This is a genomic window from Ancylobacter sp. SL191 (assembly GCF_026625645.1).
In the GTDB taxonomy this organism is placed as follows: Bacteria; Pseudomonadota; Alphaproteobacteria; order Rhizobiales; family Xanthobacteraceae; genus Ancylobacter.
Map to the genome: position 1 here is coordinate 2,846,489 of NZ_CP113056.1, position 24,181 is coordinate 2,870,669.

At 65.6% G+C, this 24,181-nt stretch carries 19 protein-coding genes, 2 tRNA genes and 1 pseudogene; 17 read left to right on the forward strand and 5 right to left on the reverse strand.

The window, feature by feature from the left end:
* Positions 1 to 63: 63 nt before the first annotated feature.
* Positions 64 to 1,353 carry an O-acetylhomoserine aminocarboxypropyltransferase gene (locus OU996_RS12965; RefSeq protein WP_267582035.1) on the reverse strand — a complete coding sequence of 430 codons (1,290 nt, stop codon included), beginning with the start codon at positions 1,351 to 1,353 and terminating at the stop codon, positions 64 to 66.
* A 385-nt stretch (positions 1,354 to 1,738) separates the two neighbouring features.
* Positions 1,739 to 2,179: a CoA-binding protein gene (locus tag OU996_RS12970; protein ID WP_267582036.1), complete on the reverse strand. Its 441-nt coding sequence runs from the start codon at positions 2,177 to 2,179 to the stop codon at positions 1,739 to 1,741.
* Between the two features lie 321 nt (positions 2,180 to 2,500).
* On the opposite strand from OU996_RS12970, the gene rplM reads away from it, so the two are divergent.
* The 4 genes from rplM to OU996_RS12990 all read left to right on the forward strand — a co-directional run bounded on the left by rplM (position 2,501) and on the right by OU996_RS12990 (position 6,085).
* Positions 2,501 to 2,962 carry a 50S ribosomal protein L13 gene (gene rplM, locus OU996_RS12975; protein ID WP_267582037.1) on the forward strand — a complete coding sequence of 154 codons (462 nt, stop codon included), beginning with the start codon at positions 2,501 to 2,503 and terminating at the stop codon, positions 2,960 to 2,962.
* A gap of 2 nt (positions 2,963 to 2,964) precedes the next feature.
* Complete coding sequence (gene rpsI / locus OU996_RS12980; protein ID WP_267582038.1) at positions 2,965 to 3,441, forward strand: 30S ribosomal protein S9; 477 nt, start codon at positions 2,965 to 2,967, stop codon at positions 3,439 to 3,441.
* 150 nt (positions 3,442 to 3,591) lie between these two features.
* A complete protein-coding gene (locus tag OU996_RS12985) occupies positions 3,592 to 4,794 on the forward strand; it encodes a GGDEF domain-containing protein (protein WP_267582039.1) in 1,203 nt (400 codons plus the stop codon).
* 97 nt (positions 4,795 to 4,891) lie between these two features.
* Entirely contained in the window at positions 4,892 to 6,085 is a 1,194-nt protein-coding gene (locus OU996_RS12990; RefSeq protein WP_267582040.1) for a GGDEF domain-containing protein, read from the forward strand.
* Between the two features lie 87 nt (positions 6,086 to 6,172).
* Here the strand turns inward: OU996_RS12990 and glnA are convergent, their stop codons facing one another.
* Both glnA and OU996_RS13000 read right to left on the reverse strand, forming a co-directional pair.
* Positions 6,173 to 7,582: a type I glutamate--ammonia ligase gene (gene glnA / locus OU996_RS12995; protein ID WP_267582041.1), complete on the reverse strand. Its 1,410-nt coding sequence runs from the start codon at positions 7,580 to 7,582 to the stop codon at positions 6,173 to 6,175.
* Between the two features lie 131 nt (positions 7,583 to 7,713).
* Entirely contained in the window at positions 7,714 to 8,052 is a 339-nt protein-coding gene (locus OU996_RS13000; protein WP_183191037.1) for a P-II family nitrogen regulator, read from the reverse strand.
* A 438-nt stretch (positions 8,053 to 8,490) separates the two neighbouring features.
* Here OU996_RS13000 and OU996_RS13005 point away from each other — a divergent pair, with 438 nt between their 5' ends.
* Positions 8,491 to 9,981 (forward strand): NAD(P)H-hydrate dehydratase, encoded by a 1,491-nt coding sequence (locus OU996_RS13005; RefSeq protein ID WP_267582042.1) that lies wholly within the window; start codon positions 8,491 to 8,493, stop codon positions 9,979 to 9,981.
* A gap of 30 nt (positions 9,982 to 10,011) precedes the next feature.
* On the opposite strand, the gene OU996_RS13010 is transcribed toward OU996_RS13005, so the two are convergent.
* Positions 10,012 to 10,096: transfer RNA gene (locus OU996_RS13010), tRNA-Leu, on the reverse strand.
* A gap of 359 nt (positions 10,097 to 10,455) precedes the next feature.
* On the opposite strand from OU996_RS13010, the gene tig reads away from it, so the two are divergent.
* From tig to OU996_RS13070, 12 genes and pseudogenes are all read left to right on the forward strand, one after another.
* Entirely contained in the window at positions 10,456 to 11,808 is a 1,353-nt protein-coding gene (gene tig / locus OU996_RS13015) for a trigger factor (protein ID WP_267582043.1), read from the forward strand.
* A 155-nt stretch (positions 11,809 to 11,963) separates the two neighbouring features.
* Positions 11,964 to 12,584: pseudogene (locus OU996_RS13020) on the forward strand (ATP-dependent Clp protease proteolytic subunit); the annotation flags it as partial.
* Between the two features lie 388 nt (positions 12,585 to 12,972).
* A complete protein-coding gene (clpX, locus tag OU996_RS13025; protein WP_267582044.1) occupies positions 12,973 to 14,244 on the forward strand; it encodes an ATP-dependent Clp protease ATP-binding subunit ClpX in 1,272 nt (423 codons plus the stop codon).
* A gap of 255 nt (positions 14,245 to 14,499) precedes the next feature.
* The gene (gene lon / locus OU996_RS13030) at positions 14,500 to 16,935 is read left to right on the forward strand and encodes an endopeptidase La (protein WP_267582045.1); all 2,436 of its coding nucleotides are present in this window, start codon (positions 14,500 to 14,502) and stop codon (positions 16,933 to 16,935) included.
* A gap of 293 nt (positions 16,936 to 17,228) precedes the next feature.
* Complete coding sequence (locus OU996_RS13035) at positions 17,229 to 17,507, forward strand: HU family DNA-binding protein (RefSeq protein WP_018386927.1); 279 nt, start codon at positions 17,229 to 17,231, stop codon at positions 17,505 to 17,507.
* A 286-nt stretch (positions 17,508 to 17,793) separates the two neighbouring features.
* A tRNA-Val gene (locus OU996_RS13040) sits at positions 17,794 to 17,869 on the forward strand.
* Positions 17,870 to 17,911: 42 nt separating this feature from the next.
* Entirely contained in the window at positions 17,912 to 18,592 is a 681-nt protein-coding gene (locus OU996_RS13045) for an HAD-IA family hydrolase (RefSeq protein ID WP_267582046.1), read from the forward strand.
* Positions 18,579 to 19,355 (forward strand): ATP12 family chaperone protein, encoded by a 777-nt coding sequence (locus OU996_RS13050; RefSeq protein WP_267582047.1) that lies wholly within the window; start codon positions 18,579 to 18,581, stop codon positions 19,353 to 19,355. Before OU996_RS13045 ends, OU996_RS13050 begins: the two co-directional genes overlap by 14 nt.
* Positions 19,356 to 19,884: 529 nt before the next feature.
* A complete protein-coding gene (locus OU996_RS13055) occupies positions 19,885 to 20,502 on the forward strand; it encodes a hypothetical protein (RefSeq protein WP_267582048.1) in 618 nt (205 codons plus the stop codon).
* A gap of 41 nt (positions 20,503 to 20,543) precedes the next feature.
* Positions 20,544 to 21,830, forward strand: a complete 1,287-nt coding sequence (locus OU996_RS13060) for an outer membrane beta-barrel protein (RefSeq protein ID WP_267582049.1) — start codon at positions 20,544 to 20,546, stop codon at positions 21,828 to 21,830.
* A 107-nt stretch (positions 21,831 to 21,937) separates the two neighbouring features.
* Complete coding sequence (locus tag OU996_RS13065) at positions 21,938 to 22,702, forward strand: metallophosphoesterase family protein (RefSeq protein ID WP_267582050.1); 765 nt, start codon at positions 21,938 to 21,940, stop codon at positions 22,700 to 22,702.
* Positions 22,699 to 24,165: an O-antigen ligase family protein gene (locus OU996_RS13070; protein ID WP_267582051.1), complete on the forward strand. Its 1,467-nt coding sequence runs from the start codon at positions 22,699 to 22,701 to the stop codon at positions 24,163 to 24,165. The genes OU996_RS13065 and OU996_RS13070 overlap by 4 nt, the downstream gene beginning before the upstream one ends.
* Positions 24,166 to 24,181: the final 16 nt, after the last annotated feature.

Consider the following 24,181-nt stretch of genomic DNA (forward strand, 5'->3'; position numbering starts at 1 on the left):
CGCCCGCATGCCAAACTCATAAATCGTTCATCTTCGGCAAGCCCGGCGAAAGCTTGGTGTGAATCAGGCGCCCGCCAGCGCCTGCTCCAGATCGGCGATGATGTCGGCGGCATCCTCGATGCCGACGGAGACGCGGATCACCTCCGGTCCCGCGCCCGCCGCGCTCTTCTGCTCGTCGGCAAGCTGGCGGTGGGTGGTGGAGGCCGGGTGGATGATGAGCGAGCGGGTGTCGCCGATATTGGCGAGGTGGGAGAACAGCTTTACGCCCGAGACCACCGCCACGCCCGCCTCATAGCCGCCCTTCAGCCCGAAGGTGAACACCGCACCGGCGCCCTTGGGCGTGTAGCGCTGGGCGAGGTTATAATAGCGGTCGCCCGGCAGGCCGGGATAGCTGACCCATTCCACCTTGGGATGCTCGGCGAGGAATTTGGCCACCGCCAGCGCGTTGTCGCAATGGCGCTGGATGCGCAGCGGCAGGGTTTCGATGCCAGTGAGGATGAGAAAAGCGTTGAAGGGCGAGAGCGCCGGCCCGAGATCGCGCAGGCCGAGCACGCGGGCGGCGATCGCGAAGGCGAAATTGCCGAAGGTCTCGCCGATCACCACACCCTCATATTCCGGGCGCGGCTGCGACAGGAAGGGGTAGCGCCCCTCGCGCAACCAGTTGAACGAGCCGCCATCGACGATGATGCCGGCGATCGAGTTGCCATGGCCGCCGAGGAACTTGGTGGCGGAGTGGATGACGATGTCGGCGCCATGCTCGAAGGGGCGGATCAGGTAGGGCGTCGCCAGCGTGTTGTCGACGATCAGCGGCACGCCGGCGCGCTTGGCGATCTTGGAGATGGCGGCGATGTCGGTGACGATGCCACCGGGATTGGCGATGGATTCGATGAAGATCGCCTTGGTCTTGGGCGAGATCGCCTTCTCGAAGGAGGCGATGTCGTCGGAATCGGCCCACACCACGTTCCAGCCGAAGCTCTTGAAGGCGTGGTTGAACTGGTTGATCGAGCCGCCATAGAGCTTGCGCGCGGCGATGAACTCGTCACCCGGCTGCAGCAGGGTCTGGAAGGTGAGGAGCTGGGCCGCATGGCCCGAGGCGACCGCGAGCGCCGCCGTGCCGCCTTCGAGCGCGGCGACGCGCTCCTCCAGCACCGCATTGGTCGGATTGCCGATGCGCGTATAGATGTTGCCGAACGCCTTCAGCCCGAACAGCGAGGCGGCGTGGTCCACATCGTCGAACACGAAGGACGTGGTCTGGTAGATCGGCGTGGCGCGCGCCTTGGTGGTCGGGTCCGGCTGGGCGCCGGCATGGACGGCAAGGGTGGCGAATCCGGGCGTGGTGGGGGTCTCGGTCATGGGTGTCTCCTGCTCGGCCTCTGCCGCGTGAGGGCGGCCGTTACCTCCATCCTTGCGGCTCCGCTAAAAAACGCAAGATGTCTGGCAAAATATTTAAACAACGAATGTTTTACGTTGTTTTGACGATCCGGGATTGAACCGGCAGGGGAGGGGGCGTCCGGCCGCGCCGAGCGGGGGCTGCCGCCCGCGGTCCGCCACTCCGGCTGCCAGCCCCGCGACAGCTTCGCGAAAGCCGCGGTCCCTAGAGTGGGCGCGGGGCGGCAGTGCGGCTTCGGTACGGGTAAGCGGCGCCTCGCAGGCGTGGCGGATGCCTCGGTGCCGTGGTCCGCGGTACGCACCGCCGCGCTGTCGCCCCGCCTCTTCTTCAAGCAGCGCCCGATGAAACTCACGCCAGGCGCGGCAAGCGCAGGCGCGGAATCTCGATGGCCGGGCAGCGATTCTGAATGACGGCGATGCCCGCCGCTTCCGCTTTCGCGGCGGCCGCGTCGTCGCGCACGCCGAGCTGGGTCCAGATCAGCGCCGGGCGCGGGGCGAGCGCCAGGGTCTCCGCCACCACGCCATCGAGATGTTCCGGCGCGCGGAACACATCGACCATGTCGATCGGCTCCGGCACATCGGCGAGGCGCGCATAGGTCGGCAGGCCGGCAATGTCGCGCCCGGCCTGGCCGGGATTGATGGCGATGACCTTGTAGCCGTGCCGCGCCAGATAGAGCGCGACGCCGTGGCTCGGACGGGTCGGGTTGGGACTGGCGCCAACCACCGCGATGGTGCGCACGCGGCCGAGCCAGTCGGCGATGAAGGCGTCGTCATAGGAATCGTGCGGCATGCTCTGTCCCTTCTGCGCCCGGCGGCTCACACGGGAGCTTGGCGGTCGTGGCTGGCCCGTCCTCGAGATAGGCGCGCGGGCGGCGGAAATCCATCGCCGGCCGGGGCACGGGCGCGCTTTCATGGGCTGCGGGGCCACCGGGTGAGCCATTTTAGGGACTTAGAAGCAGGTAATAAAATACCTATCTCGTAACCCATTGAATTGGATAAGCTTTTTCGGAACTGTGCCGATTGACGTTGCGCGCCGGCTCCGCTAAAAGCCGCGCCACGAGAGAAGTGCCGCCGCTTAAGGCTGGCATCCCCTTGCATATTGGACATTCCCATGAAGACGTATTCGGCAAAACCGGCCGACGTAGACAAGAAGTGGGTCGTGATCGACGCCTCCGGCCTCGTTGTCGGCCGTCTCGCGACGATCATCGCCACCCGCCTCAAGGGCAAGCACAAGCCGACCTACACCCCCCACGTTGATTGCGGCGACAACATCGTCGTCATCAACGCCGAGAAGGTGGTGCTGACCGGCAACAAGCGCGCCGCCAAGGTTTACTACCACCACACCGGCTTTCCGGGCGGCATCAAGGAGCGGACCGCGAAGTTCATCCTCGACGGCCGTTTCCCCGAGCGCGTGGTCGAGAAGGCGGTCGAGCGCATGCTGGCGCGCGGTCCCCTCGGCCGCAAGCTGATGGGCAATCTGCGCGTCTACAAGGGCGCCAGCCACCCGCACGAAGCCCAGCAGCCGGTCACGCTCGACGTCGCCGCGCTCAACCGTAAGAATGTGGGGATCTGACAATGGCTGAGCTCATCCAGTCGCTCGACGGGCTCGAGGCCCTGAAGCCGCAGGCCGTCGAGGCTCCCAAGCATGTCCAGAAGCTGGACCGCCAGGGCCGCTCCTACGCCACCGGCAAGCGCAAGAACGCGGTCGCCCGCGTGTGGATCCGCCCCGGCACGGGCAAGATCCTGGTCAACGAGCGCGATATCGAGACCTATTTCGCCCGCCCGGTGCTGCGCCTCATCATCCAGCAGCCCTTCTCGTGCGCCACCCGCACCGGCCAGTATGACGTGGTTGCCACCGTCTCCGGCGGCGGCCTCTCCGGCCAGGCCGGCGCGCTGCGCCACGGCATCTCGCGCGCTCTGACCTATTACGAGCCCGAGCTGCGCGGCCCGCTCAAGAAGGGCGGCTTCCTGACCCGCGATTCGCGTGTCGTCGAGCGTAAGAAGTACGGCAAGGCCAAGGCCCGCCGCAGCTTCCAGTTCTCGAAGCGCTGATTTCCGTTTTACACGGACGATCTCGAAGGGCAGGCCCGCAAGGCCTGCCCTTTTGCTTGTGCGGGGGTATGCTGGCGGCGCGGACGGGGCGCGCGCTGAGTCCCTTATCCGCTTGGCATGGCACGGGGACCGGCGCGGACCGGGCGGTGGATGGAGTTCGATCCCTGGACGCTCTGGGTCATCATCGGTCTCGTCGGGCTGTTCTCGGCGGGCGCGACCTTTTTTGCGTGGGCGCTTGGCGGCCGCGAGGTGTGCCTGGCCCAATGGGGATGCGGCACACTGGCGCTGGCGGTCGGCATTGCCGGGCTGCTGCTGCGTGACTTTCTGCCCTCACCCTATTTCGGGCTTTTGCCCAATGCCGTGCTGCTGGCCGGCTACAGCCTGCAATGGGTCGCGCTGCGCAGCGTCGCCGGCCGCCGCTCGCAGCTCTGGCGGCTGATCGCGGCCCCCGCCGCGTGGTGCGTGCTGGTGATGGTTCCGCCCTTTGCGGGCTCCATGCATGACCGCCTCGTGCTGTTCGCCGCCCTCGTCGCGGCCCTGACCTTCGCCGCGGCGCGGGAAATCTGGCGCGCCTCGATCCCCGAGCCGGCGCTGCGCCGTGGCCTGCTGGCGATGAGCGGCTCGCTGGTGGTGCTCAATGTCGTGCGGCTGGTGGCCGTGCTTTTGACGCCGCGCGAGCAGGTGCTGACCATCCTCTCGGCCGATGCGGCGATCTATGGCGTCATCGGCATGGGGTTGATCGTGCTGGCGAGCTTCCTGCTGGTGCTGCTGGTGCGCGAACAGACGATGCGGCAGCTGCGCGAGGAGGCCGCGCGCGACGAACTGACCGGGCTCGCCAACCGGCGCGGCTTTCTGGCGTGGGCGCGCGCGGCCTGCGCGCAGGGTGGCGCGCTGGCGCTGCTGATGCTCGACCTCGACCATCTGAAGGCGATCAATGACCGGCACGGCCATGCCGCCGGCGACCGGGTGCTGGCGCTGTTTGGCGAGATTCTGCGCCAGAGCGGCGTTGCTGGCGCGGTGGCCGGCCGGCTCGGCGGGGAGGAATTCGCCGTGCTGCTGCCGGGCGCCGACGAGACGCTCGCTCACGCGACCGCCGAGCGGCTGCGCCAGGCCTTTCGCGAGGCCAGCACCCGCATCGCCCATGAGGGCGGCGTGCCGGCCTTCCTCGCCACGGTCAGTATCGGCGTCGCCACGCGGGCGAACGCGCCAGCCGGGGAGGAGCAGGGGTACGGCAACGGGGATGCCCACGGGCAGGCGATTCTCGAGCGGCTCTGCGCCGAGGCCGACGCCGCGCTCTACCGCGCCAAGCAGGCCGGGCGCGACCGCGTCGAGCTGTGCCAGGCCGTTGCCTGAGATGTGACGATGAGCGGCGGGCGGCGCCTCTCGGCGCGCTGGCCGGGGGGCATGAAAGGGGTATGATGCTCCATGATGTCACGTCGCCTTATTCGCCATGCTTGACCCGCTGACGCTGTGGGCGGTGCTCACGGTGGTCGCCACGCTTCTCGCCGTGGGCCTGCTCTTCGTCTGGTGGGTCACCCCCACCGAGCCGGCGCTCGCTCATTGGGCGGGCGCGCTCGCCTTCCTCATCCTCGGCATTCTCGGCGGCATTTTCCGGCAAGAGCTGCCCTATTTCATCGCCGTCGCGCTGGCCAATAGCTGCTTCCTGATCGGCTATTCCCAGCTCTGGGCGGGGCTGCGGCGCTTCGACCGTCAGCCGGTCTCGCCGCTGCTCACCTGGGCGGCGCCGCTCGCCTGGATCCTCGTGGTGCATATCCCGCCCTTCGACGCCGATCCGCTGGCGCGGGTGGTGCTGATCTCGGTGGCGATTCCCATTCTGATCCTGGCCTCGCTGGAGCAGCTCTGGCGCGGCGGGCTGCGCAGCTCCAAGGCGCGGATAGGGCTGTTCGTCGCGCTCGCCATCGCCTTCGTGATGAACTTCCTGCGCATTCCGCTGCTCAACGAGCAGGTGCAGAACGACCGGATCGAGATCTTCAACAACCCGTCCATGGCCTGGTTCGGCCTGACCGGCATGGCGCTCACCATCTTCATCTGCTTCACCGTGGTGCTGATGGCGCGCGAGCGCGCCGAGCAGCAGTACCGGCAGGCGGCGGACCGTGACGACCTCACCGGCCTGCTCAACCGGCGCGGCTTCATGCAGCAGGCCGTGGCGGTGACGGCGGCGGGCGGGCCGCTGGCGGTGATGTTCCTCGACCTCGACCATTTCAAGCAGATCAATGACCGCTTCGGCCATGCCGCCGGCGACAGCGTGCTGGTGCTGTTCGCCCAGGTGCTGCGCGACAATGTGCGGGGCGGTGACGTGATCGGCCGCGTCGGCGGCGAGGAATTCGTCGTGCTGCTGCCAGGCGCGGATGACGCGGCCGCGCGGGCGGCCGCCGAGCGGGTGCAGCGCGGGCTGAAACAGGCAGCGATCAGCCTGCATATGGGCGCCGACAACGCGCCGCTGGAATGCACGGCGAGCATCGGCCTCGCCATCGCCAACCTGCCGGCGGCGGTGTCCGCGCCGGCGATGGAAAGCCGGCTGCGCACCTTGATCGAACGCGCCGATGGCGTGCTCTACCGGGCGAAGAAGGACGGGCGCAACCGCATCGAGGTCGTCCGGGTGGAAGGCGCCGCGGCGGGGTGAGGGTGCCTCGAAATCCGGCGCCAACGAAAAGGGGCGCCGCGAGGCGCCCCTTCCATAGCCTGCCGGGCCAAGCCCGGTGATTTGGGCTCAGACCGAGTAGTACATCTCGAACTCGACCGGGTGCGGCGTCATTTCGAAGCGCATCACCTCGGTCATCTTCAGCTCGATATAGGCGTTGATGAAGTCGTCGTCGAACACGCCGCCCTTCTTGAGGAACTCACGGTCCTTGTCGAGCGAGGCCAGCGCCTCACGCAGCGAGCCGCAGACGGTCGGGATCTTCTTCAGCTCCTTCGGGGGCAGATCGTAGAGATCCTTGTCCATCGCCGGGCCGGGGTCGATCTTGTTGAGGATGCCGTCGAGGCCGGCCATGACCAGCGCGGCGAAGGCGAGATAGGGGTTCGCACCGGGGTCCGGGAAGCGGGTCTCGACGCGCTTGGCCTTGGGCGAGGTGGTGTAGGGGATGCGGCAGGAGGCCGAGCGGTTGCGCGCCGAATAGGCGAGCAGCACCGGCGCCTCATAGCCCGGAACCAGACGCTTGTAGGAGTTGGTCAGCGGGTTGGTGAAGGCGTTCAGCGCCTTGGCGTGCTTGATGATGCCGCCAATGTACCACAGGCATTCCTGGCTGAGGTCGGCGTATTTGTTGCCGGCGAACAGCGGCTTGCCGCCCTTCCAGATCGACTGGTGCACATGCATGCCCGAGCCGTTGTCGCCGAAGATGGGCTTCGGCATGAAGGTCGCGGTCTTGCCATAGATGTTGGCGACCTGGTGGATGCAGTATTTGTAGACCTGCAGGTGGTCAGCCATCGTCACCAGCGTGTCGAACTTCAGACCCAGCTCGTGCTGGGCCGAGGCGACCTCATGGTGGTGCTTCTCGACCTTGGCGCCCATGCGGGCCATGGCGGCGAGCATTTCACCGCGCATATCCTGCGCGCTGTCGATCGGCGGGACGGGGAAATAGCCGCCCTTGGTCTTCACCCGGTGGCCGAGATTGCCGCCTTCATATTCGGTGTCGAAATTGGTCGGCAGTTCGATCGAATCGAGCTTGAAGCCGGTGTTGTACGGGTCGGCCTTGAAGCGCACGTCGTCGAAGATGAAGAACTCGGCTTCCGGGCCGATATAGACGGTGTCGCCGATGCCGGTGGACTTCAGATAGGCCTCGGCCTTCTTGGCGATGCCGCGCGGGTCGCGGCTATAGGGCTCGCCGGTGGTCGGCTCGAGCACGTCGCAGACGACGACGAGGGTGGTCTCGGAGAAGAACGGGTCGATGCTGACCGAATCGAGATCCGGCTGGAGGTGCATGTCGGATTCGTTGATCGCCTTCCAGCCGGCAATCGACGAACCGTCAAACGCCTGACCCTCAGCGAAGAAATCCTCATCGACCATAGAGAGATCGAAGGTGACATGCTGCCACTTGCCGCGCGGATCGGTGAAGCGGAGGTCGACGTACTTAACGTCGTTCTCCTTTATCAGCTTCATGACATCCTTGGCCGTCGTCATCTTTTTCGAACCTCTTTTGAATGCTGCTCATTCGCGGGCAGGTGAGACACAAGCGGTGGCGCCAACAACGAGACGCGCTGCATCATTGCGATGCAGCGCGTGCTGTCGGCGCTCACATATTACGCGTGTGTTCAGATGGCGTCGACGCCCGACTCACCCGTACGGATACGAATGGCTTCCTCGATGTTCGACACGAAGATCTTGCCGTCGCCGATGCGGCCGGTCTGGGCGGCGCGGCGGATGGCGTCGATCGCGGTTTCCACCGTCTCGTCGGCGACCACCACCTCGATCTTCACCTTGGGCAGGAAGTCGACGACATATTCGGCGCCGCGATACAGCTCGGTGTGACCCTTCTGCCGGCCGAAGCCCTTGGCTTCGGTGACGGTGATGCCCTGCAACCCGACTTCCTGCAGCGCTTCCTTCACCTCGTCCAGCTTGAAGGGCTTAATGATGGCCTCGATCTTCTTCATGTCACCTTATCTCCCTGACTCGACGATCCGCGACGCCCGGTCGAGTCGATCCGCGTCGAAGCAGAACCCATGCCAAGCGGTGCCTGCATCAGGAAAATAGCGGGTTCCGCGGTCTTTTCGAGCCGCAAAAAGCAGCGCCTCCGGGTTTATTTCCAAGCGCGTGATTAAAAAATGATCGTGATGCACAAGTTGTAGGCGGACGCTCCGCCGCGCCGTGGCATATTACCGCGCGGAAATTAGGCAAGGCCCCCTCGTCTGCCTGCGGATGCACCGGTTGCGCGCGGGTGCGGCTTAAAGTTGCGGGGTGGCGCCTGCACACGCCGTCGCCCCGGCGTCACTCCTTTTTGCGCGAACCCGCCTTTCTTCGCGCAACCCGGCCCATGGCGCTCGGCATCAGCGGGGCCCATGGCCTAGAATGACGGCAGGAGCGAGGGCCGGATGGAACTACTGACACCGACCGAGATGGGGCGTGCCGATGCGCTGACGATTGAGGCGGGCACGCCCGGTCTCATCCTGATGGAGGCCGCCGGGCGGGCGGTCGCCAGGGTCGCGGCGCGGCGCGCGCGGGCCGGCAGCCGGGTGCTGGTGCTGTGCGGGCCCGGCAATAATGGCGGGGACGGTTTCGTCGCCGCGCGCCACCTTGCCGCGGCCTTTTACGAGGTGCGCCTCGCGCTGCTGGGCGATGTCGCGGCGCTGAAGGGCGACGCGGCGGCCATGGCGGCGCGCTGGGCGGGGCCGGTGGAAGAGGCGGCGGCCGTGCGCCTCGAGGGTGTCGACCTCATCATCGACGCGTTGTTTGGCGCCGGGCTGGCGCGCGATCTCGACGGGCCAGCGCGCGCCCTCGTGGAGCGGGTGAACGCGGCCGGCCGGCCGGTGCTGGCGGTGGACCTGCCCTCCGGCATTGATGGCGCGAGCGGCGCGGTGCGTGGCGCGGCGATCACGGCGCAGGCGAGCGTCACCTTCTTCCGCGCCAAGCCCGGCCATCTGCTGCTGCCCGGTCGCCTGCACACCGGGGCGCTGGAGATCGCCGATATCGGCATCAAGCCCGAGGTGCTGGCGTCGATTCGCCCAATCGCCCACGCCAATGAGCCGGACCTGTGGGCGGAGGGCTTTCCCGTGCCGGGTATTGCCGGGCACAAATACACACGCGGCCATCTCGTCGCGCTGTCCGGCCCGGCGCAGGCGACCGGGGCAACGCGGCTCGCCGCCCGGGCGGCGCTGCGGGCGGGGGCGGGGCTGGTGACGGTGGCCTGCCCGCGCGAGGCGCTGGCGATCCATGCGGCCAATCTGTCGGCGATCATGGTGCGACCGGTCGACGGGCCGGAGGATTTTTCGCGCCTGCTGGAGGACCGCCGGCTCGGCACGCTGGTCATCGGGCCGGGCGCCGGGGTGGGGGAGGGCACGCGGGCGATGCTGGCGGCTGCCGCCGACCGACGTCTCGTGCTCGATGCCGATCTCCTCACCAGCTTTGCCGGAAAGGCGGATGTTCTCGCCCGGCAGATCGCCCACGCGCCCGCCGCCATCGCCACGCCGCATGATGGCGAGTTCGCGCGGCTGTTCGAGGGGTGCGGGGACATTATCAGCGCGCCGTCCAAGCTGGAGCGGGCGCGCGGCGGGGCCGCCCGGCTCGGCGCTGTGCTGGTGCTGAAGGGGGCGGACACAGTGGTCGCGAGCCCCGATGGGCGCGCCGCCATCGCCGCCAATGCGCCGCCCTGGCTGGCGACGGCGGGAGCGGGAGATGTACTCTCGGGGATATGCGGCGGGCTGCTGGCGCAAGGCATGCCGGCCTTCGAGGCGGCCTCAGCCGCCGTCTGGCTGCATGGCGAGGCGGCACGCGAGGCCGGTCCGGGGCTGGTGGCGGACGATCTGATCGACGCGCTGCGCCCGGTCTATGCCCGGCTGTTCAAGCGCCTCGGCGCCACCGGCTGAGGGTGCGCGGGGCGGGCTCGGCGGCGCTGCTGGTGCCCCCCACCGGACTCGAACCGGCACCCCTCACAGGAGCGGAACCTAAATCCGCCGCGTCTACCAATTCCGCCAAGGGGGCACGCGCGGGGACGTACCAGCGGCCCGCCGCTTGCGCAACTGTGCGCCGACGACTAAGAGAGCGTCCCTTAAGGTAGTGCCTGAGGCGCGGCTGATTGGTGTTGTGGCAGGAAGTGCCACCTGTGGCAGACGCTAAGTCCTTGAAAAGTCTCAATATGACGGGACTTTTAGTGTGATTTAGGTTCCAGTGTCGCAAGATGTGGGGGTTCGAGTCCCGCCGCGCGCACCAGTTTTCCGGCAGCCCGGAGCCTCCCGACTGAATTTCACCGACGAGGACGAGCGACGCGCGAGCGCCGTGGCCTCGCATAACCGACGAGAACGCCGCGTTCGCGCGGCAAACACGACGAAGGCCGATTGAACATGCAGGTCACCGAACTCCTCGCCGAAGGTCTCAAGCGCGAATATCGCGTGGTTCTGCCGGCCGCCGAACTGGACGCCAAGGCGACCGCCCGCCTCAGCGAGATGAAGGACAAGGTGCGCATCAACGGCTTCCGCCCGGGCAAGGTGCCGGTCGCCCATCTGAAGCGCCTCTATGGCAAGTCGGTTCTCGCCGAAGTGATCGACCAGGCGGTGAACGAAGCCAACTCGAAGATCATTGACGATAACGGCTTCAAGCTCGCCATGCAGCCCAAGGTCGAGCTGCCGCAGGACGAGGCGGCGGTCAACGAGGTGATCGAGGGCAAGGCTGACCTGTCCTACACCGTCGGCATCGAGGTGCTGCCCTCCATCGAGCTCGGCGATTTCGGCTCGATCGCGCTCGACAAGCCGGTGCTGGCCGTGACCGACGCGGAAGTTGACGACACCGTCAACCGCATCGCCGAGGCGAACCGCCCCTACACCGCCAAGGAAGCCGGCGAGGCCGCCAATGGCGACCGCGTCACCGTGTCCTTCGTCGGTTCGATCGACGGCGAGAAGTTCGAGGGCGGCTCGGGCGAGGACATCCCGGTCGTGCTCGGCTCCAACAGCTTCATCCCCGGCTTCGAGGAGCAGCTGGTCGGCATCAAGGAAGGCGAGACCCGCACGGTCAACGTCACCTTCCCGGAGAACTACCAGGCCGCCCAGCTGGCCGGTAAGGCCGCCGCCTTCGAGGTGACCGCCTCGAAGATCGAGGCGCCCGGTGAGCTCGCGCTCGACGACGAGTTCGCCAAGTCGCTCGGCATGGACGACATCGCCGCGCTGCGCGAGCAGGTGAAGAGCCGCATCGCCCAGGAGCACAACGCCCAGAGCCGCGCCAAGGTGAAGCGTCGCCTGCTCGACGCGCTGGACGGCCTGCACCAGTTCGACGTGCCCCCGACCCTCGCCCAGCAGGAATTCGAGGGCATCTGGAACTCGGTCACCTCGGAGATGGAAACCCAGAAGCGGACCTTCGCCGATGAGGGCACCACCGAGGAGGAGGCCCGCGCCGACTACGACAAGATCGCCAAGCGCCGCGTTCGTCTCGGCCTGGTGCTTGCGGAAATCGGTGAGAAGAACAACATCCAGGTGACCGACGACGAGGTCACCCGCGCCGTCGTCGAGCGTGCCCGCCAGTTCCCCGGGCAGGAGCAGCAGGTGTGGGAGTTCTATCGCAAGAACGCCCAGGCGCTCGCCAGCCTGCGCGCGCCGATCTTCGAGGAGAAGGTCGTCGACTTCCTGCTCGAGCTCGCCAAGGTCAACGAGATCCCCGTCACCCGCGAGGAACTCTACGCCGAGGACGAGGCCGACAAGGCCTGATGACGGCTGCTTGAGGTTCGCGCGGGAGCGTCTCCCGCGCGTGCCGTCTGCGGCATAAGGGTCCGCAGGGCTGGTAGGGACGCGCTTTCGCTTTATTGTGGGGCGGGATGGATTCGCGGGCGGCGCACGGGCGCCGTACCGCCGAGGATCGAAATATGCGTGACCCTATTGATACTTACATGAATTACCTGGTCCCCATGGTGGTCGAGCAGACTAACCGGGGCGAGCGGTCCTACGATATTTATTCGCGCCTCCTGAAGGAGCGCATCATTTTCCTGACCGGGCCGGTCGAGGACGGCATGGCGACCCTCATGGTCGCGCAGCTCCTGTTCCTCGAGGCGGAGAACCCGAAGAAGGAAATCTCGATGTACATCAACTCCCCCGGTGGAGTGGTGACGTCGGGCCTCGCGATCTACGATACGATGCAGTTCATCAAGCCGGCGGTGTCGACGCTGTGCATCGGCCAGGCCGCCTCGATGGGCTCGCTGCTGCTCACCGCCGGCGAGAAGGACATGCGCTTCGCCCTGCCGAACGCGCGAATCATGGTTCATCAGCCGTCCGGCGGCTTCCAGGGCCAGGTGACGGACATCCTGATCCACGCCAAGGAAGTCGAGAGCCTCAAGAAGCGGCTCAACGAAATCTATGTGAAGCACACCGGCCAGGACCTCAAGGCGGTCGAGGACGCGCTCGAGCGCGACAACTTCATGACCGCTGACGCCGCCAAGGCCTTCGGACTTATCGACAAAGTGATCGACAAGCGCCCGGACGAAGCCCCCCGCGAAAGCCTGACCGTCTTTAATGTGCGTGTTTCGGAAGCCACGGCGGCTTCCTATATGAAGGGCAATCCCGCGCGGAAATGAAGCGTGGGGTTGCGTGCGGCGCGGTATCGCGCTTGCATGTCATTACAGTGAAGTGTCGCCAGGAGGTGTGACAGGGGTACGACGGGGCCGGCGCCCGATCCGCGAAGGCGGGGATGACGCGAATGCCTTCTTGATCGTTCCGCCGCTAGCTGCTTGGCTAGCAGGAACGGTTGGACCCTCAAGTCGCTTCCTTTTGACGGCCCATTGAGCCGTCGCGTTTCTCCCCCCTTGGAGGCCCGCGGCGGCCTGCGAGACTGGGGCGGGATCAGGAAACCCCTGGACCGCCGAGCGGACGGAGAGACGCATGAGCAAGGTTGGCGGCGGCGACAGCAAGAACACTCTTTACTGCTCGTTCTGCGGCAAGAGCCAGCACGAGGTCCGCAAGCTGATTGCGGGACCTACCGTGTTCATCTGCGATGAATGCGTCGAGCTGTGCATGGACATCATCCGCGAGGAGAACAAGTCCTCGCTGGTGAAGTCACGCGACGGCATTCCGACCCCGAAGGAGATATGCAAGGTTCTGGACGATTACGTTATCGGCCAGTTCCATGCCAAGCGCGTCCTGTCGGTGGCGGTGCATAACCACTACAAGCGCCTGAACCACGCGACCAAGCATGCCGGTGACGTGGAGCTCGCCAAGTCCAACATCATGCTGATCGGGCCGACGGGCTCGGGCAAGACGCTGCTCGCGCAGACGCTCGCCCGCATCCTCGACGTGCCCTTCACCATGGCGGACGCGACGACGCTCACCGAGGCGGGCTATGTCGGCGAGGACGTCGAGAACATCATCCTCAAGCTGCTGCAGTCGGCCGACTACAATGTCGAGCGGGCGCAGCGCGGCATCGTCTATATCGACGAGATCGACAAGATCAGCCGCAAGTCTGACAACCCGTCCATCACCCGCGACGTGTCGGGCGAGGGCGTGCAGCAGGCGCTTCTGAAGATCATGGAAGGCACGGTTGCCTCCGTGCCTCCGCAGGGCGGCCGCAAGCATCCCCAGCAGGAGTTCCTGCAGGTGGACACGACCAACATCCTGTTCATCTGCGGCGGCGCCTTCGCCGGCCTCGACAAGATCATCTCGTCGCGCGGCAAGGGCACCTCGATCGGCTTCGGTGCCATCGTCTCCGCGCCCGAGGACCGCAAGCCCGGCGAGGTGTTCCGCGAGGTCGAGCCCGAGGATCTGCTGAAGTACGGGCTGATCCCGGAGTTCATCGGCCGTCTGCCGGTGATCGCGACGCTGGAAGACCTCGACGAGGCGGCGCTGAAGAAGATCCTCTCCGAGCCGAAGAACGCGCTGGTGAAGCAGTATCAGCGCCTGTTCGAGATGGAGAATGTCGAGCTCACCATCCATGAGGAAGCGCTGGGCGCCATCGCCCGCAAGGCCATCGAGCGCAAGACCGGCGCGCGCGGCCTGCGCTCGATCATGGAAGGCATCCTGCTCGACACGATGTTCGATCTGCCCGGCCTCGAAGGGGTCGAGGAGGTCGTCATCAGCAAGGAGGTCGTCGAGCAGAATGCACGTCCGCTCTACATCTACGCGGATCGTGCGGTCGGCGATGCGGGCGCGAGTGCCTGAGCCGCGCCGGGACGCAGGAGCGTCCGGGCGGCCCCGCCCGGACGGCAGGACCGGCTCCCTTGACGGAGCCGGAAGTCATCGCCATCTGAGCGTCAACCACCGGTCCTCGACCTGCATCGACGTGCAGTCCCGCGGCGTACCGCTCCCGCACAACGATCCCCGTTCGCGTTCCGGCCGTATTGCGGCACGGCCCCTCTCGCTGGCGCGCTTCGCGCCGGCGGCGGATGCCGGCCGTCAACAGAAAAGGATAGAGCCATGACGAGCTCCAAGCCTCGCGCCGCGCTCACGCCGGGCGTCTCGCAGACTTTCCCGGTGCTTCCGCTGCGCGACATCGTGGTCTTTCCGCACATGATCGTGCCGCTGTTCGTGGGCCGCGAGAAGTCGATCCGCGCCCTGGAAGAGGTGATGCGGAACGACACGTTCATCCTGCTGGCGACCCAGGAGAATGCTTCCGACGACGATCCGTCGACCGATGCCATCTACAAGATCGGCACGCTGGCCTCCGTGCTGCAGCTCCTCAAGCTGCCGGACGGTACGGTGAAGGTGCTGGTCGAGGGCATTTCGCGCGCCAAGGTCACCCACTACACCGACCGTGCCGACCTCTACGAGGCCGAGGCTGTCGCGCTGGAGGAGGAGATCGGCTCCAAGGTCGAGGCCGAGGCGCTCGGCCGCTCGGTACTCTCCGAGTTCGACAGCTATGTGAAGCTGAACAAGAAGGTCTCGCCTGAGATCGTCGGCGTGGTCACCCAGATCGAGGACCACTCGAAGCTCGCCGACACCATTGCCTCGCATCTCGCGGTGAAGATCCCCGAGAAGCAGGCGGTGCTGGAGATCCTCAAGGTCACCGCCCGGCTGGAGAAGGTGCTCTCGCTGATGGAGAGCGAGATCTCGGTCCTTCAGGTCGAGAAGCGCATCCGCACGCGCGTCAAGCGCCAGATGGAGAAGACCCAGCGCGAGTACTATCTCAACGAGCAGATGAAGGCGATCCAGAAGGAGCTGGGCGACGGCGAGGACGGCCGTGACGAGCTGGCCGAGCTGGAAGAGCGCATCAAGACCGTCAAGCTCTCCAAGGAAGCGCGCGAGAAGGCCACGCACGAGCTGAAGAAGCTGCGCCAGATGAGCCCCATGTCGGCGGAAGCCACCGTGGTGCGCAACTATCTGGACTGGCTGCTCTCGATCCCGTGGGGCAACCGCTCCAAGGTCAAGAAGGATCTGCCCTTCGCCCAGAACGTGCTGGATACCGACCATTTCGGTCTCGACAAGGTCAAGGAGCGCATCGTCGAGTATCTCGCCGTGCAGAGCCGGCAGAACAAGCTGACGGGCCCGATCCTGTGCCTGGTCGGCCCGCCCGGCGTCGGCAAGACCTCGCTCGCCAAGTCCATCGCCAAGGCGACGGGCCGTGAATATGTGCGTGTCGCCCTCGGTGGCGTGCGCGACGAGGCCGAGATCCGCGGCCACCGGCGCACCTATATCGGCTCGATGCCCGGCAAGGTCATCCAGTCGATGCGCAAGGCGAAGAAGTCCAACCCGCTCTTCCTGCTCGACGAGATCGACAAGATGGGCGCGGACTTCCGCGGCGATCCGTCGTCGGCGCTGCTGGAGGTGCTGGACCCCGAGCAGAACCACACCTTCAACGACCACTATCTCGAGGTGGATTATGACCTCTCCAACGTCATGTTCGTGACGACGGCGAACACGCTGAACATCCCGCCGGCCCTTCTGGACCGCATGGAGGTGATCCGCATCGCCGGCTACACGGAAGACGAGAAGGTCGAGATCGCCCGCCGCCACCTCATTCCGCAGGCGCTGACCAAGCATGGCCTGCAGGTCAAGGAATGGGCCATCGACGACGAGGCCCTGCTCACCCTGGTGCGCCGCTACACGCGGGAAGCCGGCGTGCGCAACCTCGAGCGTGAGATCTCCAACCTCGCCCGCAAGGCGGTGAAGGATCTCATGCTGTCGAAGAAGAAGACGGTGAAGGTCACGGTCCAGCAGCTTGAGGATTATCTCGGCGCGCCGCGCTACCGCTATGGCGAGGCCGAGGCCGAGGACCAGGTCGGCGTGGTGACCGGGCTTGCCTGGACGGAAGTCGGCGGCGAGATCCTGACCATCGAAGGCGTCATGATGCCCGGCAAGGGCAAGATGACCGTCACCGGCAATCTGCGCGACGTGATGAAGGAATCGATCTCGGCGGCGGCGTCCTATGTCCGCTCGCGCGCGCTGGATTTCGGCATCGAGCCGCCGCTGTTCGACCGCCGCGACATCCATGTCCATGTTCCCGAAGGGGCGACCCCGAAGGACGGCCCCTCGGCCGGCGTGGCGATGGCGACCGTGCTCACCTCGGTACTCACGGGCATTCCGATCCGCCGTGACGTCGCGATGACCGGCGAGATCACGCTGCGCGGCCGGGTGCTGCCGATCGGCGGTCTCAAGGAGAAGCTCCTCGCCGCCCTGCGGGCCGGCATCAAGAAGGTGCTGATCCCGGAAGAGAACGCCAAGGATCTCGCCGAGATCCCGGATAATGTGAAGAACGCTCTGGAGATCGTGCCGGTCTCGCGGATGGACGAGGTGCTGCACCACGCCCTGACGCGCCTGCCCGAGTCGATCGTCTGGGAGGAGAAGCTCCCCGATGCCAAGGTCGAGCCGGTCATCGGCACGATCGAGGAACCGAGCGTTGTCGCCGCTCACTGAGCTTCCCCGCGCCTGATGCAAATGGCGGTGCCCCAACGGGCGCCGCCATTTTCGTTTCGCACGGCGCTTGATCCGGCGCTTGACACAGGCACGCCGATGTGGCGCTCAAAATGCAGGCGCTGGCATACCAGCTTTGGGCGGTGCCCAGGTATTCTGAAATCATCCAAAATCGTGTATTTGTGCGGGTTTGATGACGGTTGCGCTTGCAATCGCCGCAATTTGGAGAAAGGGTCGCGCCCGTCGTTGGTGCATGTATCCGACGATTCTTGTGCAACAAGGGAAGGACCGGTCTCATGACCACGAAGAACGAACTCGTCGCCGCCGTGGCCGAGCAGGCCAAGCTGACGAAGGCTGCCGCCGCGGCTGCGGTCGATGCGACCTTCGATGCCATTGCCGCTTCGCTGAAGGCCGGCGAGGAAGTGAAGCTGATCGGCTTCGGCAGCTTCTCCGTCGTGACCCGCGCCGCGCGTGAGGGCCGCAATCCGCGCACCGGCAATCCGGTCAAGATCGAAGCCTCGAAGGCGCCGAAGTTCACGCCCGGCAAGGGCCTGAAGGAAACCGTCAACGGCTGATTTCGTCCGCTTGACGCGTGAGGCTGGCACCGCCGCCCCGATGGGCGCAGGTGGTGCCGGGCCCACGCGGGACGTTCAGAACGCGCGTCGGGTGGCGTTGGACCGTACCGGTCCCCCGCCCGGCGCGCGTTTCGTTTGAGGGGTAGGGCGCCATCGCCCGTTTGTGCGCCCCGTTTCTTCGCCCCCTTGCCCGCGCGGCGATCCGATGCTTTAAGCTCGGCTTGCGCCGCCCAGGGGCGGTACGCGCCGGCGCGCTGTCCTCTGCGTCTGCGGCGCTGCGTTTTCCGGGCGGTTAGCTCAGTTGGTAGAGCATCTCGTTTACACCGAGAGGGTCGGCGGTTCGAGCCCGTCACCGCCCACCATTCCCGCCGTGCCGCGCGCGGCCTCCTGCCGGAAGGGCTGTCGTGAAACTCGTCCTGTTTGACTGCGACGGAACGCTGGTGGACAGCCAGCACGTCATCGTCGAGGCGATGCGGCGCGCCTTCACGCGGGCCGGTCTCGACGTGCCGCCGCGCCCGGCAGTGCTCGGCATTGTCGGCCTGTCGCTCGTCGAGGCAATGCGTGAGCTCGGCGGCAACGCACCCGCCTTTCCCGCTGAGACGTTGGCCGACCTCTACCGCGACGCTTTCCGCGAGCTGCGGGCCGAGGGCGGTTTCGTCGAGCCGATGTTTCCCGGCGTAAAGGCGGTGCTGGACCGCCTCACCGCGCGTGACGACGTGGTGCTCGGCATCGCCACCGGCAAGTCGCAGCGCGGGGTTGCCGCCGTGCTGAGCCATCACGGGCTCGAGGGGCGTTTCGCCACCATCCAGACGGCGGATGACGCTCCGTCCAAGCCCCACCCGGCCATGGTGCTGCAGGCGGCCGCCGCTACCGGCATCGCGCCGGAGGCCACGGTGCTGATCGGCGACACCAGCTTCGACATGGTGATGGCGCGGGCCGCTGGCGCGCGCGCCCTTGGCGTGACCTGGGGCTACCATGCCTCGCCCTTGCTGATCGAGGCGGGCGCGGAGCGTCTGGTCGAGCGTGCCGACGATCTTCTCCCGGCCATGGAAGAATTGTGGAGCGCGACGCATGAGCGGGCCTGAGAGTTCCGATCTCGCGGGCAAGCTTGCGGCACAGTCCGCCGCGCCGCGCATGAAGCGGTTCTACACCGCCGCCAGCGCCGCCCCCACCGCCGAAGGTGGCTTCCGCATCGAGCTCGACGGGCGCCCCGTGCGCACGCCCGGACGCCGCATCGTACAGGTGCCGGTCTGCGAACTGGCTGAGGTCATGGCTGCCGAATGGGCCGGGCAGGGGGAGTTCATCGACCCGATGACCATGCCGGTGACGCGTCTGGTCAATTCCGCGCTCGATGGCGTCGAAGCGAACCGCGACGCCGTGGCGGCCGAGATCGTCAGATATGCCGGCTCGGACCTTCTATGCTACCGCACGGACGGGCCCGCCGCGCTGGTCGCCCTTCAGAGCCAGATCTGGGATCCGCTGCTCGATTGGGCCCGCGAGGAGATCGGCGCCACGTTCTTCCTCAGTGAAGGCGTCGTCTATGTCGAGCAGCCCCCGCGCAGCCTCGAGGCGATCGCTGCCCATTTGCCGGACGATGCGCTGCGCCTTGCGGCGCTGAACCTCCTGACCACGCTCTCCGGCTCAGCCCTTGTCGCCCTCGCGCTCTGGGGCGGACGCCTCACGGCGGACGGGGCCTGGCGGGCGGCGCATATCGACGAGGAAGTTCAGGAGCAGGCGTGGGGCTCAGATGCGGAGGCTACCGCGCGTCGTGCTGCCCGATTCCGCGATTTTGCCGCCGCCGCCCTGTGTCTTGAGCTCATCGAGCGGGCTGAGCGCCTTTCCAGCTAACGTTTCTCGACGCTGCGGCAGAATCGCGCGTCGCGTTTGCCGGCGCAGCGCTGCATGAGCAATGAGCGTGCCCAAGATAAGAGCGCCCGTTAGGGCCTTCCCCCCATATTCATGGGGCCTCGAAATATTGATAATTCCAGATGCCACCGCTGAAGTTGCAGTGCAACATAGAACTCCGTGGTTACGAATTATCACATTTCGCCAATTTATCCTGCGTCATCTCGGTGAAGTGGGCCGATCATCTGATGAATATCCGTCATTAATTTAGTCTTAATCGGCCGTTTCGCCCCCCGGCGCGGGAAAGATTGTTGTTTTCAGCCAGAAGAGAGACTGAGATTGCCGGTGTCGTTATTTGCCGGCGAGCGCAGAAGTCGGGAAGAAGATCGGAGTACCGCTCATTTGTTCCGAATTTGCCGATATTTAGTCGCCTCTGTTGGTGGTAAATGTTGACCAGTGTGGCTTCTCTGCACTAGTGTGCGTGCCGTAGTGTGGTAATCATGAATCGCGGAAATCAGGATTGGGGGATCCAATGGCAGTCGGTCTTGCGCGTGCTGCGGCTGTCGCGTGTGTCGTGGCGTTTGGTGCTGCATGCCTTGCGGGTGTGCCGGCCGCTGCTCAGACCGCGAGCGTCCTGACTCCGGTTCGGTTCTCGCCGGTCTTGTCGGTGGAGCAGCGTGCAGAGGCTGTGAAGGCTCGGATCGCGGCGCTGGTTAACGCGGTTCGTTCTGGGCAAGTGACGGCGGATCAGGCGCGTGGCGCGATCCGCAATCTGATTGCTGCAAATCCTGCTGTGGCCGGTGAAGTCGTCAAGGTGATCATCGCCGTCAGCAAGGAGGGTGTTCCTGGCCTGGCGCCGAATTTGAGTCTTACTCAATTGCTGGCGGATGGCGTTGCGCTGGGTGTGCGCGAGCTGCAGGTCGTGGCGGCGACCAATCCGGCTGCTCAGGCGGCGCTGCAGGCGGTCAATCAGGTCTTTGTTGATGAGGGCGTGTCGCGTGGAAGCGCGTTCGGGGCGCAGTTCGCGGTCACGCTGAATGCGGCCGGTGGCGCGTTGCTGCCGCCGCAACTGGCGCCGGAGACGAGCCCGATTGCGGTGATCATTCCGGCGCTGCCGAACGATACGACCAATGAAATAAGCCCGACCTGATGATGTTGCGGGGCATTGTGAATCTGAGAGGGGCGGGGGTCATGAAGAAGAACGTAGCGGCGGCGGGGTTGGTATCGGCCCTTCTGGGTAGCGTGTTTGGTGGGGTCGCTGTCGCGGCTGAATACCCGCCGTCGGCCTCCGCGTCGGCGACGTCTTCGGATCCGGCGCTGCTGAGTGTCGGTGATCGCGCCGCGGCTGCGGTTAACTCGCCGGGTGTAGCTCTGTCGTCCTTCACGATCCTCCCGTCGCTCTATGTGAGCGAAGGCTATAACGACAACATCACGGCGACCAATACCAATGAGAAGGCGGACTGGATCTTCACGGTTCGGCCTGCTGTGACGGTGAAGTCTGACTGGACCCAGCACTATCTCGGGTTTGATGGCTATTTCCAGAGCGGCACCTACGCCAAGTACAGCAACGCCGACTATCAGAGCTACTCGGTTGGCACGAATGGCCGTCTCGATGTGACTGGCGATCTCGAGCTTATCGGTTATGCCCGCTTCTCGCATCTTAACGAGCTGCCCGGCGACGACGAAACCGACACCAACCTGACCGCGCCTCTGCCTTATGACCAGACCACGGCGGGTATCGGTTTCCGCAAATCCTTCAACCGGCTCTGGACGCGCGTTCTGTTCGACTTCCGCGATCGCGCCTTTGCTGATGATATTGATGGCATCCCGACGGATCAGAGCTATCGCGACGGTCAGGATTACAAGCTCAGCGGTCGCGTCGGCTACAATATCAGCCCGTTGACCAGCGTTTTCCTGGGTGCCAGCTATGACTGGTCTTTCATGGAAGACACGGATTACAACGCTGAGCAGTACACCTTCACTACCGGTCTCGAGTTCCAGCCCTCGCGCCTGACGCGCGGTGAAATCTATGTCGGCTACAGCTACTGGGATGCCGAAGGCAATATCGACTCGGTTCCTCACTTCACCTATGGCGCCAATCTCGACTGGTTCGCCACGCCGCTTCTGACGATCAACTTCAATGCCAAGCAGGAAGTGCTGACGTCGGACTTCGATTATGACGGGCTCAGTGGCTCGAGCGTGCTGAGCTCGACGGTCGGTGTCCGCGGTGACTATGAGTGGCGTCGCGACATCCTGCTCTCCGCCTGGTTCAGCTACCAGAACCAGAATTACGAAGACTACCCGCGTGACGACGACCAGTATGTCGCCGGCGCGGAAATCCGTTATCTCTGGAACCGTTACGCCACCTTCCGCCTGACGTATAACTACACGGATTACTCCTCGAGCCTGAACGGCGTGAACGGCGTCGAGGATTACCAGCAGAATCTGGTCAGCGCGGCGATGGTGCTCACCTACTGAGTGTCGTGCGTACCGACCATCCGCGTTTGCGGGTGGCCTACCTTTGGGGAGAAGTTTAGCTGGGGGGCTGAGCGTTTTCGTCGATCCCGAGGTCATTGGCCGGCGTCATGTTGTTTTCCCGCTTTCGTGCGCGGGCGGTTGTTCCCGAGCCGCCCCCCTACAGCATCCCCGCAGGGCAGCGCGTCTACGCCATCGGTGATATTCACGGCTGGCTCGACCTTCTGGACCGTCTGCTCGCCATGGTTGTGCAGGATGCCCGATGCGCATCGGCGGGGCCTTCCTCCGCCCGCTTCATTTTCCTTGGTGACTACATTGATCGTGGCCCCGCAAGCCGTCAGGTGATTGACCGCCTGATCGCGGGGCGTGATGCGGCCGGGTGGATCTGTCTCAAGGGTAATCACGAAGCCATGTTGCTGGAGGCTCTCGACGGGCGGCGCGACTTTGATGTCTGGCTGGCGAATGGTGGGGTAGAGACACTGTTCTCCTACGGCATCGTGGCGCGGCAGCACTTGACCGCCGGTGGAGAGGACGCGTTGCGCGCGGCTATGAGCGAGGCCATCCCGCCGGCGCATCTCGCCTTCCTGCGCGAGCTGCCGACCTCCCATGAGCTGGGGGGCTATTTCTTCTGCCATGCCGGCGTGCGACCGGGTGTTCCACTGGAGCGCCAGGCCGACGACGACCTCCTCTGGATCCGTGAAGCGTTCATCAATTCCACCGCCGATCACGGGCGGCGGGTGGTCCATGGCCATACGCCGGTCATGGCGTCTGAGATTCTGCCGAACCGCATTAACGTCGATACCGGTGCCTATCTTACCCATCGTCTCAGTTGCGCGGTGCTGGAGGCGGCGGAGGTAAGGGTGTTGACCACATGAAAGCGGCGACAGCCATGCGGGCCGGACACGCGGACCGGGACGATGCGCGGTTCCTGCGCCGCGCCGACGGCGTCGAGAGCCTCCACGATGTGATTTTCGTTATCTTCATGGCCACGCTTGCCTGGCTGCCGCTGGCCTTTGGCAGTAACCGTCCGATCGCTTGGGCGACCAATGCCATCGTTTTCGGAAGCATGCTGGCGGTCCTCGAGCTCGGCGTCGTGCTCGGCGGTCGGCCCCGCCCGGTCGCTTTGCGCCGTGTGGGGTGGGCACTGGGACTCTTCATGGCGGTCGCCGGCTGGATCGTCGTGCAGACGCTGCCAGGTGTTCCGCTATCCTGGCGCAGCGATTTCTGGCAGATCGCCGAGGATGTGCTGATATCCGTCCCGGGGGCCGCGCCGGTTGCCGGCAGCATTTCCACGACACCTGATGCCGGTCTGGTTGCTCTGCTTCGGCTGGCAACGACGGCGGCGGCGTTTTATCTGGCGGTTCAGCTTTGCCGCGATGGGCTGCGCGCGCGCCTGTTCGCCCTTGGCCTCGTCGTGATCGTCGCCGTCTACGCGCTTTACGGCATCGTCCAGTTGATCGCGTTCCCGGAACACCTGCTCTGGGGCCCCAAGACCGCCTATCTCGACGCGGTGACCTCGACCTTCGTGAACCGCAACAGCTTTGCCACCTATGCAAACCTCGGCCTGGTGGTCGCGCTCGCTCTTGTGTTCGACAGCTTGCAGGGGGGCGGCGTCTCGCGGCGCCTGCCATTCGCGTTCCGGCTGTCAGAGTTCATGGCCCGGGCGCTCCGGCAGGCGCTGCCGCTCACGGTGCCGTTGCTCATCATCGCGATCGCGCTGCTCTGGACCCTGTCGCGGGCCGGTCTGCTCTGCGGCGTTCTCGGTGTGGTGAGCCTCATTGTCCTCTACGGCGTCTTCGGCCGCCATTATGTGGCGCAACTGCTCGTCGGGCTGATCGTCGCGATCGGCTTTGCCGCGCTGGTGCTTGCCTATGGTGCGGGAACGGCCGGGCGTGTTGAAACTGCCGACGGGATCGAAACCCGAATTGCCGTAGCATTGCAAACGCTTGAGGCCGCGCGCGATGTCCCGCTTACCGGCTTCGGCTATGGCAGCTTCCCGGAGGTCTATCCGGTGTACCGGAGTGATCGGTTCACCGATTCCTTCTGGACAAAGGCCCACGACACCTATGTCGAGCTCGCCTTCGAGCTTGGCTTTCCGGCAACGCTCGGGCTGCTCGCTCTCGGCGCCGGCGTGCTCGCCGTCATGATGCGCAACATCGCTCGCCGAGAGAGCCGGCCGCTGCTCAGTCTGGCGGCGCTCGCGGCCAGCGTTGCGGCGCTCACGCACTCACTGATCGATTTCAGCCTGCAGATCCAGGCGGTCGGTGTGACCTTCTGGGCCTTGCTCGGTGCGGGACTCAGCCAAAGTTGGAGCCGCCGCATCGACACAAGCCGGTAAGACGCATCACGCGTCA